Origin of the sequence: Kosakonia radicincitans DSM 16656, assembly GCF_000280495.2 — a bacterium.
Classification (GTDB): domain Bacteria; phylum Pseudomonadota; class Gammaproteobacteria; order Enterobacterales; family Enterobacteriaceae; genus Kosakonia; species Kosakonia radicincitans.
Window position 1 is genome coordinate 5,593,691 of record NZ_CP018016.1, and the last position, 15,765, is coordinate 5,609,455.

General features: G+C 53.8%; 13 protein-coding genes. 3 read left to right on the forward strand and 10 right to left on the reverse strand.

Translation table 11 applies throughout. The features are described from left to right. Position 1: 1 nt before the first annotated feature. From rffA to trxA, 8 genes are all read right to left on the reverse strand, one after another. Positions 2 to 1,132 (reverse strand): dTDP-4-amino-4,6-dideoxygalactose transaminase, encoded by a 1,131-nt coding sequence (gene rffA / locus Y71_RS26875; protein WP_007369180.1) that lies wholly within the window; start codon positions 1,130 to 1,132, stop codon positions 2 to 4. Positions 1,133 to 1,136: 4 nt separating this feature from the next. Next, a complete protein-coding gene (gene rffC / locus Y71_RS26880; RefSeq protein ID WP_007369181.1) occupies positions 1,137 to 1,814 on the reverse strand; it encodes a dTDP-4-amino-4,6-dideoxy-D-galactose acyltransferase in 678 nt (225 codons plus the stop codon). A 17-nt stretch (positions 1,815 to 1,831) separates the two neighbouring features. Next, entirely contained in the window at positions 1,832 to 3,094 is a 1,263-nt protein-coding gene (wecC, locus tag Y71_RS26885; protein ID WP_007369182.1) for a UDP-N-acetyl-D-mannosamine dehydrogenase, read from the reverse strand. Then, complete coding sequence (gene wecB / locus Y71_RS26890) at positions 3,091 to 4,221, reverse strand: non-hydrolyzing UDP-N-acetylglucosamine 2-epimerase (protein WP_071531955.1); 1,131 nt, start codon at positions 4,219 to 4,221, stop codon at positions 3,091 to 3,093. Before wecB ends, wecC begins: the two co-directional genes overlap by 4 nt. Before the next feature lie 56 nt (positions 4,222 to 4,277). Next, positions 4,278 to 5,324 (reverse strand): ECA polysaccharide chain length modulation protein, encoded by a 1,047-nt coding sequence (gene wzzE / locus Y71_RS26895; protein ID WP_035889550.1) that lies wholly within the window; start codon positions 5,322 to 5,324, stop codon positions 4,278 to 4,280. Between the two features lie 13 nt (positions 5,325 to 5,337). After that, complete coding sequence (gene wecA / locus Y71_RS26900) at positions 5,338 to 6,441, reverse strand: UDP-N-acetylglucosamine--undecaprenyl-phosphate N-acetylglucosaminephosphotransferase (RefSeq protein WP_007369185.1); 1,104 nt, start codon at positions 6,439 to 6,441, stop codon at positions 5,338 to 5,340. A 244-nt stretch (positions 6,442 to 6,685) separates the two neighbouring features. After that, positions 6,686 to 7,945, reverse strand: coding sequence for a transcription termination factor Rho (gene rho, locus Y71_RS26905; RefSeq protein WP_004386383.1), 1,260 nt, complete (start codon positions 7,943 to 7,945; stop codon positions 6,686 to 6,688). Between the two features lie 343 nt (positions 7,946 to 8,288). Next, a complete protein-coding gene (gene trxA, locus Y71_RS26910; RefSeq protein ID WP_007369186.1) occupies positions 8,289 to 8,618 on the reverse strand; it encodes a thioredoxin TrxA in 330 nt (109 codons plus the stop codon). Positions 8,619 to 8,762: 144 nt separating this feature from the next. Here trxA and rhlB point away from each other — a divergent pair, with 144 nt between their 5' ends. After that, entirely contained in the window at positions 8,763 to 10,031 is a 1,269-nt protein-coding gene (gene rhlB, locus Y71_RS26915) for an ATP-dependent RNA helicase RhlB (RefSeq protein ID WP_007369187.1), read from the forward strand. A gap of 6 nt (positions 10,032 to 10,037) precedes the next feature. Further along, the gene (gene gppA / locus Y71_RS26920) at positions 10,038 to 11,522 is read left to right on the forward strand and encodes a guanosine-5'-triphosphate,3'-diphosphate diphosphatase (protein WP_007369188.1); all 1,485 of its coding nucleotides are present in this window, start codon (positions 10,038 to 10,040) and stop codon (positions 11,520 to 11,522) included. A 28-nt stretch (positions 11,523 to 11,550) separates the two neighbouring features. Here gppA and rep read toward each other — a convergent pair whose 3' ends face one another. Then, positions 11,551 to 13,572 (reverse strand): DNA helicase Rep, encoded by a 2,022-nt coding sequence (rep, locus tag Y71_RS26925; protein WP_007369189.1) that lies wholly within the window; start codon positions 13,570 to 13,572, stop codon positions 11,551 to 11,553. Positions 13,573 to 13,768: 196 nt separating this feature from the next. Here rep and ppiC point away from each other — a divergent pair, with 196 nt between their 5' ends. Continuing rightward, on the forward strand, positions 13,769 to 14,050 hold the full coding sequence (gene ppiC / locus Y71_RS26930; protein WP_007369190.1) for a peptidylprolyl isomerase PpiC: 282 nt from the start codon (positions 13,769 to 13,771) through the stop codon (positions 14,048 to 14,050). Between the two features lie 168 nt (positions 14,051 to 14,218). Here the strand turns inward: ppiC and ilvC are convergent, their stop codons facing one another. Beyond that, positions 14,219 to 15,694, reverse strand: coding sequence for a ketol-acid reductoisomerase (gene ilvC, locus Y71_RS26935; protein WP_007369191.1), 1,476 nt, complete (start codon positions 15,692 to 15,694; stop codon positions 14,219 to 14,221). Between the last annotated feature and the right edge of the window lie 71 nt (positions 15,695 to 15,765).

The following is a 15,765-nucleotide window of genomic DNA, read 5'->3' on the forward strand; positions in this document are numbered from 1 at the left end:
GTCAGCGGAAATAGCTCAGAAGGGTGCTGATAACCGTGCGCTGGTTAACCGGCGCCAGATTGTAAAACAGCGGCAGGCGAAGCAAACGCTCACTTTCCACCGTGGTGTAGCGATCTTCGCCGTGGAATTCGCCAAATTTTTCCCCGGCAGGCGACGCATGCAGCGGAATGTAATGGAACACCGCCAGGATCTCCGCCTCTTTCAGAAAAGCGATCAGCGCACGGCGATCGGCTTCATCACGCAGCTTGATGTAGAACATGTGCGCATTGTGGCCGCAATCTGCCGGAATGGTCGGCAACGTAATGCGCCCGGCGCGCGCCAGCGGTAGCAGCGCGTCATAGTAGGTTTGCCACAGCGCCAGGCGCTGCTGATTAATGCGATCTGCCGCTTCCAGCTGCGCCCAGAGATAAGCTGCCTGCAAATCCGCCATCAGGTAACTGGAGCCGATATCCCGCCAGGTGTACTTATCCACCTGTCCACGGAAAAACTGGCTGCGATTGGTGCCTTTCTCGCGGATAATTTCCGCCCGCTCCACCAGCGCGCGATCGTTAATCAACGTCGCGCCGCCTTCGCCGCCAGCGGTGTAGTTTTTTGTTTCATGGAAGCTGAAGCAGCCAATATGGCCGATAGTGCCAAGCGCACGTCCCTTGTAGGTGGACATCACACCCTGAGCTGCATCTTCGACCACAAACAGGTTATGCCGTTTGGCGATATCCATGATGGTATCCATCTCGCAGGCTACGCCCGCGTAATGCACCGGTACAATCGCCCGGGTTTTATCGGTAATGGCCGCTTCAATGCAGGTTTCATCGATATTCATCGTATCCGGGCGAATATCAACAAAGACGATTTTTGCCCCGCGCAGTACAAAAGCATTGGCAGTGGAAACAAAGGTATAGCTCGGCATGATCACTTCATCACCGGGCTGAATGTCCAGTAGCAGCGCGGCCATTTCCAGCGACGCGGTACAGGAGGGCGTCAGCAGTACTTTCGCGCTATGAAAATGCTGCTCCATCCACTGCTGGCAGCGACGGGTAAAACCGCCATCGCCGCACAATTTACCGCTACCCATCGCCGACTGCATGTAGTCGATTTCCGTGCCTACTACCGGTGGTGCATTGAAGGGGATCATAGAGTCACCTGTATAACCACAAAGCGGTGCTTTCAACGTTCGCGCCGCTCTGAATATATCGTTTAAGTGCCGCGGTATTCCCAAGCTGGGTCGCGACACGCACAAGAGTCAGTTGCCGCTGTCGCGCCCAGTGACACGCAGCCTGCATTAATTTTTCTCCGACGCCGCGCCCGGCCAGCAGGCCGATACGCGCCTCCTGCCCGTTAAGCTGACGCAGAGAAACAAAGCCCGCAATTTCGCCATTTTCACCGCGAAACAGCAGACATTGATGGTCAAATACGCCTTTTACTGCGTTTTCTATCCACTGCGCATAAAAGCGCCCGCTTGCATCAGGCGCATACCAGGGCGCACGAAAACGGCTCTGCACGAAGATCCCGGCTGCCAGACGGCGTAATTCAGGAATATCGTCGGAGGTGGCCACGTCGGCAGCGGGATCAACGCCCTGCGGCGATACCGTCAGCGAAAAGTCGATCTCGCCCTCTACCAGTTGAAAGCCAAGCGCTTGCAGGGCGTCCAGTTGTGCGGTTTGCGACGCCGCCAGCTTTACCTGCACGCGTTCCCAGGCGCTAAAATCCGTCACGCTCAGCGCAGGAGCCGCAGGTTGCAGGCGGACAATCGCACTGCGCACACCAAAAAAGGCGCTTTCCCAGGCCAGCTCTTCTAACGTTCCGTGAATTGCCATTTCGTCTCCTTTACGCCTTAGCGCCAGACGCCTTTGGTATCCACGATGTAGCGTTGCGTGATGCGGCTACTCTCTACCGCTTTAAATTCGTTGTGATCGACCAGCAGCACCAGCACATCGGCCTGCGCCAGCGCATCCGCGGTATTCACCAGCGACGCAAGGCTGCTCAGCACTGCCGGAAGTTGATGGATATTCGGCTCGACAACCAGCGTTTCCCCGCTGTGCCACTGCGCAATATCACCGGCAATTTCCATCGCCGGACTTTCGCGCAGATCGTCAATATTCGGTTTAAACGCCAGCCCGAAGCAGGCGATTTTTATCTCGCTGGCGAGTTTACCGCTGGCTGTCAGGCAATCGGCAACGGTGGCTTTAACCTGGTTCAGTACCCAGTGAGGTTTATAATCGTTCACCTCGCGCGCCGTACGGATAAGCCGCGCCTGCTGCGGGTTCTGCGCCACGATAAACCAGGGATCGACAGCAATGCAGTGCCCGCCAACGCCCGGCCCCGGTTGCAAAATGTTTACGCGTGGATGACGATTCGCCAGACGAATCAGCTCCCAGACATTGATCCCCTGTTCGGCGCAGATCAACGACAGTTCGTTAGCGAAGGCGATGTTCACATCGCGGAAACTGTTTTCGGTGAGTTTGCACATCTCAGCGGTGCGGGAGTTGGTCACCACACACTCGCCCTCAAGGAAAATCTTGTACAGCTCGCTGGCGCGCGCCGAGCAGACCGGCGTCATACCACCGATCACGCGGTCGTTCTTGATCAGCTCTACCATCACCTGCCCCGGCAGCACACGCTCCGGGCAGTAAGCGATGTTCACATCGGCTGTCTCTCCCGCCTGTTGCGGGAAAGTGAGATCCGGTCGCGCTGCGGCGAGCCAGTCAGCCATCTGCTCTGTTGCGCCGACGGGCGAAGTGGATTCGAGGATCACCAGCGCGCCTTTCGTCAGCACCGGCGCAATGGATTTGGCCGCCGCTTCGACATACGTCATATCGGGTTCGTGCTCGCCTTTAAACGGCGTCGGCACGGCAATCAGGTAAGCATCAGCCGCCACTGGCGTCGTGCTGGCCCGCAGATAACCGCCATCCACCGCCGCTTTAACCACGCTACTCAACTCTGGCTCGACAATATGGATTTCACCACGGTTAATGGTGTCCACAGCGTGCGAGTTGATGTCGATTCCCACGACCTGTTTGTGCCGGGAGGCAAAAGCGGCAGCGGTAGGCAGGCCAATGTAACCGAGGCCGATCACGGAAATGGTTGTAAAGCTCATAGTGTTATCCGATTGTTTTTAAGTGCGTGCAAAATGCGCCCACAGGCCTGTCCATCGCCATAGGGGTTGTGCGCATGGCTCATCGCTTGCCAGGCATCGTTATCGCGGAGCAGGCGCGTGACCTCTTCCACAATGCGCTGGCGATTCGTGCCGACCAGCTTTACCGTTCCCGCTTCGATGGCTTCCGGACGCTCGGTCGTATCCCGCATCACCAGCACCGGTTTACCTAATGAAGGCGCTTCTTCCTGAATACCGCCGGAATCGGTGAGGATTAGCCAGGCGCGATTCATCAACCACAAAAACGGCAGGTAATCCTGCGGCTCAATCAGGCTCACGTTTTCAACATGGCCCAGAATTCGGTTTACCGGCTCGCTGACGTTGGGGTTCAGGTGTACCGGGTAGACAATCTGCACATCATCATGTTGCGCGGCGATATCCGCCAGCGCATGGCAAATCTGTTCAAACCCACGACCAAAACTCTCGCGGCGATGCCCGGTGACAAGAATCAGCTTTTTGTTGTCATCAAGGAACGGATAGCGCACCGCCAGCTCTTCATAGCGGCCGGAAGTATTCATTACGCTGTCGCGCACCCAGAACAGGGCGTCAATCACGGTATTGCCCGTCACAAAAATATGGTTGTCGGCAACGTTCTCGCGCAGCAAATTACGGCGAGAATTTTCTGTCGGCGCAAAATGATACATTGCCAGGTGGCCCGTCAGGGTACGGTTGGCTTCTTCGGGCCAGGGCGAAGAGAGATCGCCAGTGCGCAGCCCGGCTTCCACATGACCAACAGGAATACGTTGGTAAAAAGCAGCAAGGCTCGCTGCAATGGTGGTTGTCGTATCGCCGTGCACCAGCACAACATCCGGGCGGAACGATTCAAGAATTGGTTTCAGCCCCTCAAGAATACCGCAGGTGATTTCCGTCAGCCCCTGTCCGGGGCGCATGATATTCAGGTCATAATCCGGAACAATCGAGAAAAGGCTCAACACCTGATCCAACATTTCCCTATGCTGCGCAGTGACGCAAACTTTCGCCTCAAAGTCAGGATCTTTTGCCAACGCATGTACCAGCGGAGCCATTTTGATAGCTTCTGGTCGTGTGCCGAATACGGTGAGTACTTTCACAACGATTCTCTTTGTTTTAGAGGATGAAGGCCCCGTGCCTTCATCTCAGGCGTCGCTTAATGTATACGGCGACGTGTTAATGCCACCCCGGCGCCGACTAACACCCCAACGATACCCCAGATGATCATCAGGAAAACACGGCGCGGGCTGTCGCGTTTCACCGGTTCCTCCGGTGTACGCAAGTAACGATAAGTCTGGAAACGCGGATCCAGCGTAGGCCCGACGTTAAGTGTATTCAGCATCGCCCGGTTTTGATCATAGTCCAGATCGAACTGAGGCCCCACAGCCTGTAAGTTCTCAAGGCGCGCCTGCAACATCGGGCGGCCTAACATAAACAGTTCCGAATCGGGTAACTCGTCGGGTGGAACCTCGGTTTCATTACGCGAAATATTATGCTGCTCGGCCACCTTCAGCGCCTGCTCAACATTATGCAGGCGACGGTTGTAGATCGCTTTCGCCACCTCTTCCTGGCGTTTAACCTGGGCTTTCATCTGGATGGTACGCGCGGCCCATGCCCCTTTCAGCTCATCGTTTAAATGGCTGGCGGCACGCTGACTGGCAAAAGCCACATACTGGCGCAACAAATTGTTCGCATCCGGCGCGGTTTCAGCAATCAGCTTAACGCTATCATTCAGATTGCGGGCCGCATCGCCCGGCGTGTACTGGATATTGTTGATTAACTCATCCAGCGTTGCAGCATCAGCTTTACTGTTCCCGACCAGACGCTGCTTGTAGTAGTCCGTCTGCAACCAAAAATCACGGCGCGTGTCCCATGAAGCCAGTTGCACAACAAACTCTTTATAGGATTCATCCATTACCGAAGGTTGTTCGACAGGCGCCAGATTCGCCTTCACATCCAGATTACGTAAAAACTGTTGCTGGGAGTAAAATCCGCCAAGCATGTTAACCGTAGGGCTATCCGTAATGGCCGTCGCACTCCATTCCTGCCGCGCAAAGAAAGTCCAGGCCAGCGCAATCAATGCAAACAGCAGCGCCATCCCCCCAATCCACAGTTTTCCTGCCCACAAAGTACGAAACAGTCCTCGAATATCCAGCTCATTTTCCGTACCCGCTGAAGGTGTTCCCGACAATGGTTGAGTCATCGCTTTCCCGGATTTACTTGGTTAGTGTTGATTTAGACGCGCTGTGACGGCGCATTCTGCGTTTAACTCGTTTCATTAAGCGCGCGACTTTCCAGGCGCGTTTGATGCAGTAACCGTATAAGAAGAATGCCAGCAAAAACAATGCCAACATTACCCATTCAGGAATAAAATGAAGGTACTCCGTCACGACGCCAATGCTGGCGAGTATTGCCGCAGCGAGCGTGATGAGCACAAATGCCTGACGGGAACTGAAACCCGCCCGCATGATGAGGTGGTGAATATGCTGACGATCGGGTGAGAACGGACTCATACCTTTACGCAGACGTCGGTAGGTAATCGCCACCATATCCATTAAGGGGATAGCAATAATCCATAACGCCGTCACCGGGCTTATCGGGTGGGTCTTACCCTGAGTCGTTTCCAGTAAAATCCAGATGATAGTGAAACCAATCAGCGTGCTGCCGGCATCGCCCATAAACACTTTATAACGCCGCCCCAGCAGCCCAAGGTTGAGCAGAATATAGGGCAGAATTGCCGCGATCATGGCAAAGCACCACAGCGCCAGGCTGGTCTGGCCATCAAACCATAAAATAATACCAATCGCCGCAAACGAAACGCAGGAAAGGCCGCCGAGCAGGCCATCAATGCCGTCTACCATATTAAATGCGTTAATTGCCGCCCAGACAGCAAACAGCGTAAGCAGATAGCCAAACGGCCCCAGCACCATCTCCCACGATCCAAAGATGTAGCCGAGGCTGCTAAGGTAGAGATTACCGGCCCACATCATTACAACAGCAATCACCGTCTGAATAGCTGCGCGAGTTTTGACGCTGATATCGAAACGATCGTCCAGCGCCCCGACAAACGCCAGCACGCCTGCGCAGGCAAGATAAAGACCAACGTGGGGAATGTAGTAGTCTGTGATGCTGAAAGTGAAGCAAATCCCGGCGTAAACTGAAATACCACCAACCAATGGGATTAGTCCCTGGTGTCGTTTTCGGGAGTTAGGTTTGTCTACCAGGCCAACGTGCTTCGCCATTTTTCGGGCGAAGAACAGGAAAACCGTTGTAAACAAGAAAATACCGAATAATTCAGTAATCGCAGTGGATAAACTCACAATGCATGCTCTCAGCAAATGTTGATCCTGGCAGTATAACGACGTTGCTACACTCCATAAAAGGAGAATGCAGGTCAATCACAGGCGTTATTGTTTGCTTTTCAGCCAAATGGAAGGTTTTGACCTTCGAAACGCCATCCAGCCGTCGCCAGTGTTGGACAATACCTGTCCTGGTGCATATAGCGTATAGCCCAGAAATGAAAAACGCCACGTAAAAACGTGGCGTTTCTGAGGTTTATTTGTATTAAGAGCGCTTCATCATGTCGAAGAATTCATCATTTGTCTTCGTCATCGCCAGCTTGTTGATGAGGAACTCCATTGCATCAATCTCACCCATTGGATGGATGATTTTGCGCAGGATCCACATCTTCTGCAGCTCTTCCTGAGTGGTGAGCAGCTCTTCTTTACGCGTACCGGAACGGTTGTAATCAATCGCCGGGAAGACGCGTTTTTCTGCGATCTTACGGGAGAGATGCAGCTCCATGTTACCGGTGCCTTTAAACTCTTCGTAAATCACTTCATCCATCTTCGAACCGGTATCGATCAACGCAGTCGCGATAATGGTCAGGCTGCCGCCCTCTTCCACGTTACGCGCAGCACCGAAGAAACGCTTCGGACGATGCAGGGCGTTAGCATCCACACCACCCGTCAACACTTTACCGGAAGCCGGAACAACGGTGTTGTAAGCACGCGCCAGGCGGGTGATGGAATCCAGCAGAATGATAACGTCTTTCTTATGCTCAACCAGACGTTTGGCTTTTTCGATAACCATTTCAGCAACCTGCACGTGGCGGGAAGCCGGTTCATCGAAGGTAGAAGCAACCACTTCACCTTTTACCAGACGCTGCATTTCCGTCACTTCTTCCGGACGTTCGTCAATCAGCAGCACCATCAGTACGCAATCCGGATGGTTATACGCAATGCTCTGCGCGATGTTCTGCAGCAGCATGGTTTTACCCGCTTTCGGCGGCGCAACAATCAGACCACGCTGACCGCGACCGATAGGCGATGCCAGATCCAGTACGCGAGCGGTTAAGTCTTCGGTCGAACCATTACCACGCTCCATACGCAGACGAGAGTTTGCGTGCAGCGGCGTTAAGTTTTCGAACAGAATCTTATTACGCGCGTTTTCCGGCTTATCGAAATTCACCTCGTTAACTTTCAGCAGTGCGAAGTAACGTTCACCTTCTTTAGGTGGGCGAATCTTACCTGAAATGGTGTCACCGGTGCGGAGGTTGAAACGGCGGATTTGGCTGGGGGATACGTAGATGTCGTCAGGGCCGGCGAGGTAGGAGCTGTCTGCGGAACGGAGGAAACCAAATCCATCCTGCAGAATCTCCAGCACACCGTCGCCAAAGATATCTTCGCCACTCTTCGCGTGCTGCTTCAGGATGGCGAAAATGATGTCCTGTTTGCGCATACGGGCCAGGTTTTCCAGCCCCATATTTTCGCCGAGAGTGATCAGCTCAGAAACCGGCGTATTCTTTAATTCGGTAAGATTCATAATGGTGTGGGTTCTTAAACTCGGGGTAAATCTCGAACTTAATGTTGTGAATGGTATGGCAGGGTCATCCATGCCTGTTAACGGCCATCAACTCATATCTGATCGGTGCCTGGTCACAAGAAAGTACGCAGAACTGAAACGATAAGACGGAATGAGTGATAAGCCCGGAATCTGTTTACTTCCGTCGCGGCGATATTGCTCTGCGGGAAGTATCGGGTAATGCAAGGTTCAAACAACTAAAGGTATGTTCAAAACGAAGTCAAAACTAAATTAGCACGGCAGAAGCCGGGCGTCCAGCGATCCTAAAAAATTAGGACGACTGGCACGCCGGCAGAACCTGATACTACGCCAGGTTGGCGTCCAGGAACTCTTTCAGTTGGCCTTTAGACAAGGCACCCACTTTGGTCGCAGCCACTTCGCCGTGTTTAAACAGCAGCAGGGTTGGGATACCACGAATACCGTACTTCGGCGCAGTGCCTGGGTTCTGGTCGATATTCAGTTTCGCAATGGTCAGTTTGCCTTCGTACTCATTAGCGACTTCATCCAGAATCGGGGCGATCATTTTGCACGGTCCACACCACTCTGCCCAGAAATCAACGAGAACAAGCCCGTCCGCTTTGAGTACATCCGTGTCAAAACTATCGTCAGTCAGGTGAATAATTTTATCGCTCATATATAACTCCACAGGAATAAGCCTGGTGTGTTGGTGTAGCATAAAACAACAACGTATTGATGCCACAATAACCAACTAAAGGTTGACTTTATTTCACCGGATACGCTTTCGTAAAGCAATAGTAAGCTGATATTCTACCACACTATGAGCAAAACACATTTAACTGAACAGAAGTTTTCCGACTTCGCCCTGCACCCAAAGGTGATCGAAGCCCTTGAAAATAAAGGGTTTCATAATTGCACGCCTATACAGGCTCTGGCTCTTCCGCTGACGCTGGCGGGCCGTGACGTTGCAGGTCAGGCGCAAACCGGTACCGGTAAAACGATGGCGTTCTTAACGTCAACGTTTCATTATCTCCTCTCTCACCCGGCAATCGAAGACCGTAAAGTGAACCAGCCGCGCGCAATTATTATGGCGCCGACGCGTGAACTCGCGGTACAAATTCATGCCGATGCAGAACCGCTTGCGCAGTCAACAGGTCTGAAACTGGGTCTGGCTTACGGCGGTGATGGTTACGACAAACAGCTAAAAGTGCTGGAAAGCGGCGTCGATATTCTGATCGGCACAACCGGTCGTATGATCGATTACACCAAACAGAACCATATTAACCTGGCCGCAGTTCAGGTCGTGGTGCTGGACGAAGCCGATCGTATGTACGATCTGGGCTTTATTAAAGATATCCGTTGGCTATTCCGCCGCATGCCGGCAGCCACACAGCGTCTGAACATGCTGTTCTCCGCCACACTCTCTTATCGGGTACGTGAACTCGCATTCGAGCAGATGAACAACGCAGAATACGTCGAAGTGGAACCGGAACAGAAAACCGGCCACCGCATTAAAGAAGAGCTTTTCTATCCTTCTAATGAAGAGAAAATGCGTCTGCTGCAAACGTTGATTGAAGAAGAGTGGCCGGATCGCGCCATTATTTTCGCCAACACCAAACATCGCTGTGAAGATATCTGGGGCCATCTGGCTGCCGATGGTCATCGTGTTGGTCTGCTGACTGGCGACGTAGCGCAGAAAAAACGCCTGCGTATTCTTGATGAATTCACCCGCGGCGATCTCGATATTCTGGTCGCTACGGACGTTGCGGCGCGCGGTCTGCATATCCCAGCCGTTACCCACGTCTTTAACTACGATCTGCCGGACGACTGCGAAGACTACGTGCACCGCATCGGCCGTACGGGTCGTGCGGGCGCCAGCGGCAACTCTATCAGCCTTGCTTGTGAAGAGTACGCGCTGAACCTGCCCGCAATTGAAACGTATATCGGGCACTCAATTCCGGTGAGCAAATACAATCCGGATGCGCTGCTCAGCGAATTACCGCCGCCGAAACGCCTGACGCGTTCGCGCTCAGGTAACGGTCCGCGCCGCAGTGGTGGTGCGCCACGTAATCGCCGTCGTTCAGGTTAAAAAAATATGCTTGGTTCCGCCTCGCTCTATGCCGCCATTGATCTTGGCTCCAACAGTTTTCATATGCTGGTTGTGCGCGAGGTGGCGGGAAGCATTCAGACGCTTTCCCGCATCAAACGCAAGGTTCGCCTCGCGGCGGGCCTGAGCAGTGAAAACCAGCTTTCCCAGGAAGCGATGGAACGCGGCTGGCAATGCCTGCGTTTGTTTTCAGAGCGTCTTCAGGATATTCCCGCACAGCAAATCCGCGTTGTGGCGACAGCCACGCTCCGCCTGGCGGTTAACGCCCAGGAATTCCTCAACAAAGCGCAAGTCATCCTCGGTTGCCCGGTGCAGGTCATCAGCGGCGAAGAGGAAGCGCGTCTGATTTATCAGGGTGTTGCGCATACTACCGGCGGTGCGGATCAGCGTCTGGTGGTGGATATCGGCGGTGCCAGCACCGAGCTGGTGACCGGTACCGGCGCGCAAACCACTTCGCTGTTTAGTCTGTCGATGGGCTGCGTCACCTGGCTTGAGCGTTTTTTTACCGATCGCAATCTCGGACAGGAAAATTTCGACGCCGCAGAGCATGCTGCGCGTGAAGTGCTGCGCCCGGTCGCCGATGAGCTTCGTCGGCATGGCTGGAAAGTGTGCGTTGGCGCATCCGGCACCGTGCAAGCCCTGCAAGAAATCATGATGGCGCAGGGTATGGATGAGCGCATTACTCTCGCCAAACTTCAGCAGCTTAAGCAGCGCGCTATTCAGTGCGGGCGGCTTGAAGAACTGGAGATCGAAGGTCTGACGCTGGAGCGTGCGCTGGTCTTTCCTAGTGGGCTGGCGATTCTGATCGCTATCTTTACCGAGATGAATATTGCCAGCATGACGCTGGCTGGCGGCGCGCTGCGTGAAGGTCTGGTCTATGGCATGCTGCATCTGGCGGTTGATCAGGATATTCGCAGCCGTACGCTGCGCAACATTCAGCGCCGTTTTATTATCGATACCGATCAGGCCCGTCGCGTGACTGCGCTGGCAAAACGCTTTGCGTTGAGTGTAGAAAAAGAGTGGGAACTTGACGCCTACAGCATCGAAATACTGCAAGTTGCCTGCGAACTGCATGAAATTGGTCTGAGTATTGAGTTTAAACAGGCACCGCTGCATGCAGCATGGCTGGTACGCAATCTCGATCTGCCGGGCTTTACGCCAGCGCAGAAAAAACTGCTCGCCACGCTGCTGCTGAATCAGACCAACGCTGTCGATCTCTCTTCACTGCACCAGCAAAACGCCGTCCCGCCGCGCGTTGCGGAACATCTCTGCCGCCTGCTGCGCCTGGCAATTATTTTTGCCAGCCGCCGTCGCGACGATTTGTTGCCGGAAATTATCGTCAGCGCGCAAGGAGAAAAACTGACGCTGTCGTTGCCGCAGGGTTGGCTGAAAAGTCACCCGTTGGGCGCGGAGTTAATCGAGCAGGAAAGCCAGTGGCAAAGCTACGTCCACTGGCCGCTGGAAATCCAGTAAGCGTGAAGCCCGGTATCCGCCGGGCTTTTTACTTCTCTTTCGCCTTCGCCAGCATGGCGCGAATATTTGCCACGTTGGCCTGCCCTTTGTGCATCCGCTCTTCAGCGCTCACCACTTTGCGCTCCTGCTCCCAGATCAGGTCATCCTGTGGTAATTCCAGCAGGAAACGGCTCGGCTCCGGCCGCACCAGTTCGCCATACTGACGGCGCTCCTTACAGAGGGTGAAAATCAGCTCCTTCTGCGCCCGGGTGATGCCCACATAAGCAAGGCGGCGCTCTTCATCGACGTTATCCTCATCGATGCTGCTCTGATGCGGCAGTAATCCCTCTTCCATACCGACCAGGAAGACATACGGAAATTCCAGCCCTTTGGAGGCATGCAATGTCATTAGCTGCACCTGGTCAGATTCGTCATCGCTCTCACCGCGCTCCATCATATCGCGCAGGGTAAAACGCGTGACCACCTCCGCCAATGTCATCGGCTCATCCAGTTCGCTGCCTTCCAGCATTTCCGTCATCCAGCCAAACAGCGTGTTGACGTTTTTCATCCGCATTTCGGCGGCTTTCGGGCTGGGCGAGGTTTCAAACAACCAGGATTCATAGTCAATGCCGTGGATCAAATCGCGCACCGCAGCAATCGGCTCACGCTCGGACAACTGTTGCACGTCGCCCAGCCACTGCGTAAAGCGCGTCAATGATTCATAGCCACGTCCAGTGAGCGTCTGATTCAGGCCAACATCAAAGCTGGCGGCAAACAGGCTTTTATTACGCAGCATCGCCCACTCACCCAGCTTTTGCAGGGTAGCGGAGCCAATCTCGCGCTTCGGCGTATTCACAATCCGCAAAAATGCGCTGTCGTCTTCCGTATTGGTCAGCACGCGCAAGTAAGCCAGCAGGTCTTTGATTTCCGGACGCGAGAAAAACGACGTACCGCCAGAGATTTTGTACGGGATGCGGTTCTGCATCAGGAATTTTTCAAACACCCGCGACTGATGGTTACCACGATAGAGAATTGCATAATCTTTGTACTGGGTTTTGTTGACGAAGTGATGGGCGATCAGCTCCCCGGTAACACGTTCGGCTTCATGTTCTTCGTGATTCGCGCTAAGGATCTTCAGCTCCGGCCCGTAACCCAACTCTGAAAAAAGACGCTTTTCAAATACGTGCGGGTTGTTGGCGATCAGGATGTTTGCCGCTTTCAGAATACGCCCGGATGAGCGATAGTTTTGCTCCAGTTTAACTACCTGCAACGCCGGAAAATCCTGACTCAGCAGCACCAGGTTTTGCGGACGCGCGCCGCGCCAGGAGTAGATCGACTGATCGTCATCACCCACCACCGTAAAGCGCGCGCGCTGCCCCACCAGCAATTTCACCAGTTCGTACTGGCTGGTATTGGTGTCCTGATATTCATCCACCAGCAGATAGCGAATCTTGTTCTGCCAGCGTTCGCGCACCTCTTCATTGCGCTGTAATAACAGTGTCGGCAGCAAAATCAAATCGTCGAAATCGAGCACATTGCACGATTTCATATGGCTATCGTACAGGCCATAGCAGTGAGCAAAAATACGATCGCGCTCGCCCTTTGCCTGTGCGGCAGCCTGCGGCGGCGTCAGTAGATCGTTTTTCCAGTTCGAGATCGTGGAGATCAACTGCTGCAATACCGCTTTGTCATCGTCGATCAGCCCTTCGGTCAGCTCTTTCAGCAGCGCAACCTGATCTGTGTCATCAAACAGTGAAAAGTTGGATTTCATCCCCAATGCGGCGAATTCACGCTTAATGATCGTTAGCCCCAGCGTGTGAAAGGTGGAGATCATCAAGCCGCGCGCCTCTTTGCGCCCCAGCGTCTGCGCCACACGCTCTTTCATTTCGCGCGCTGCTTTGTTGGTAAAAGTCACCGCCGCGATATGTTTTGCCTGATAGCCACAGCCGCGGATCAGATGAGCGATTTTGTTGGTGATCACGCGTGTTTTACCGGATCCCGCGCCAGCAAGCACCAGGCAGGGTCCGGTGACGAATTCGACGGCTTGTTGTTGTCCGGGGTTCAAACGCATAAAAAGATCACTCAATGGAAAACGGGAGGGAGAAAACGTACACCACGTCATTCAGACTACATCAAGGCAGCAAAGCTAAATCCTCAGGAGTTTACAGAAGTAAGTTACCAGGTGAGCAGACGCAGCCAAAAGAGATCGAAGTGTATAACAGCGTGGTAGTATAGCCAGCGTAAACTCTCACACTCAAGGCACGATCATGGCAAAAACCGCAGCAGCACTCCATATACTTGTTAAAGAAGAGAAACTGGCACAGGATCTTCTGGAACAGATCAAAAACGGCGGCGATTTCGAGAAACTGGCGAAGAAACACTCTATCTGCCCGTCAGGTAAAAAAGGCGGTCACTTAGGCGAATTCCGTCAGGGCCAGATGGTACCGGCGTTCGACAAAGTGGTGTTCTCCTGCCCGGTGCTGGAACCAACCGGCCCGCTGCATACGCAGTTCGGTTATCACATCATTAAAGTGCTGTACCGCAACTAATAAAAAGCCCGGTGGCGCTAACGCTTACCGGGCTTATGCTCGTTACTGCTTTACATTCCCTATAGATTCCGGCTTGCGGGACAGTACATCCCCGGAAGTATAGAAAACTATATAACCGGGGTGTACGAACGCCGCCAACGCATCCGCAGGTCGAAAGACGACGGGGAATTAACCCGCTACCGCGATACGTTTCATATCCGTCATGTAGCCACGCAGTTTCTGGCCCACTTTCTCAATCGCATGGTTGCGAATCGCTTCGTTCACATCACGCAGCTGCGCGTTATCAACCGCGCCTTCCGCAATCGCTTTGCCCAGATCGCCAGTTTGCAGCGTGGTCATAAACTCTTTCAGCAGCGGCACGCAGGCATAAGAGAACAGGTAGTTACCGTACTCAGCGGTATCGGAGATCACGACGTTCATCTCATACAGGCGTTTACGCGCGATGGTGTTAGCGATCAGCGGCAGTTCGTGCAGAGACTCATAGTACGCAGACTCTTCGATAATGCCGGAAGCTACCATGGTTTCGAACGCCAGCTCAACGCCCGCTTTCACCATCGCAATCATCAGTACGCCCTTGTCGAAGTACTCTTGCTCGCTGATTTTGCCTTCAAACTGCGGTGCAGTTTCGAACGCGGTTTTACCGGTCTCTTCACGCCAGGTCAGCAGTTTTTTATCGTCGTTGGCCCAGTCAGCCATCATGCCGGAAGAGAATTCGCCGGAGATGATGTCATCCATGTGTTTCTGGAACAGCGGCGCCATGATGCCTTTCAGTTGTTCTGACAGGGCGTAAGCACGCAGTTTCGCCGGGTTAGACAGACGATCCATCATCAGCGTGATACCGCCCTGTTTCAGGGCTTCGGTCACGGTTTCCCAGCCAAACTGGATCAGTTTTTCGGCATAAGCCGGGTCAGTACCTTCAGCCACCAGCTTGTCGAAGCACAGCAGAGAACCGGCCTGTAACATACCGCAGAGAATGGTCTGTTCGCCCATCAGGTCAGATTTCACTTCCGCTACGAAAGAGGATTCCAGAACGCCTGCGCGATGGCCACCGGTCGCCGCAGCCCACGCTTTGGCAATCGCCATGCCTTCACCTTTCGGATCGTTTTCCGGGTGAACAGCGATAAGCGTTGGTACGCCAAAACCGCGTTTGTACTCTTCGCGCACTTCGGTACCCGGACATTTCGGCGCGACCATCACGACAGTGATGTCTTTACGGATCTGCTCGCCCACTTCCACGATGTTGAAACCGTGAGAGTAGCCCAGCGCAGCGCCATCTTTCATCAGCGGCTGTACGGAACGCACAACGTCAGAGTGCTGTTTGTCCGGCGTCAGGTTAACCACCAGATCTGCCTGCGGGATCAGCTCTTCGTAGGTACCTACTTTAAAACCGTTTTCGGTCGCTTTACGCCAGGAGGCGCGTTTTTCCGCGATGGCTTCTTTACGCAGAGCGTAAGAGATATCCAGACCGGAGTCGCGCATGTTCAGGCCCTGGTTCAGCCCCTGAGCGCCGCAGCCGACAATGACCACTTTTTTACCCTGAAGGTAGCTTGCGCCATCGGCAAATTCTTCACGCGCCATAAAGCGACATTTGCCCAGCTGCGCCAGCTGCTGGCGCAGGTTCAGTGTATTAAAGTAGTTAGCCATGGTAAGACCTCATGATGTTGTGTTGTCGTGCTTATTGTTCAGTTCGCTGATTCGCGAGATTGAACCCACTA

Excerpts from the sequence above, each read along its gene's own strand:
- trxA (WP_007369186.1), bottom strand. The coding sequence starts at position 8,618 with ATGAGCGATAAAATTATTCACCTGACTGACGATAGTTTTGACACGGAT.
- wzzE (WP_035889550.1), bottom strand. The coding sequence starts at position 5,324 with ATGACTCAACCATTGTCGGGAACACCTTCAGCGGGTACGGAAAATGAG.
- ppiC (WP_007369190.1), top strand. The coding sequence starts at position 13,769 with ATGGCAAAAACCGCAGCAGCACTCCATATACTTGTTAAAGAAGAGAAA.
- rffA (WP_007369180.1), bottom strand. The coding sequence starts at position 1,132 with ATGATCCCCTTCAATGCACCACCGGTAGTAGGCACGGAAATCGACTAC.
- gppA (WP_007369188.1), top strand. The coding sequence starts at position 10,038 with ATGCTTGGTTCCGCCTCGCTCTATGCCGCCATTGATCTTGGCTCCAAC.
- rep (WP_007369189.1), bottom strand. The coding sequence starts at position 13,572 with ATGCGTTTGAACCCCGGACAACAACAAGCCGTCGAATTCGTCACCGGA.
- wecC (WP_007369182.1), bottom strand. The coding sequence starts at position 3,094 with ATGAGCTTTACAACCATTTCCGTGATCGGCCTCGGTTACATTGGCCTG.
- ilvC (WP_007369191.1), bottom strand. The coding sequence starts at position 15,694 with ATGGCTAACTACTTTAATACACTGAACCTGCGCCAGCAGCTGGCGCAG.
- rffC (WP_007369181.1), bottom strand. The coding sequence starts at position 1,814 with ATGGCAATTCACGGAACGTTAGAAGAGCTGGCCTGGGAAAGCGCCTTT.
- rhlB (WP_007369187.1), top strand. The coding sequence starts at position 8,763 with ATGAGCAAAACACATTTAACTGAACAGAAGTTTTCCGACTTCGCCCTG.
- rho (WP_004386383.1), bottom strand. The coding sequence starts at position 7,945 with ATGAATCTTACCGAATTAAAGAATACGCCGGTTTCTGAGCTGATCACT.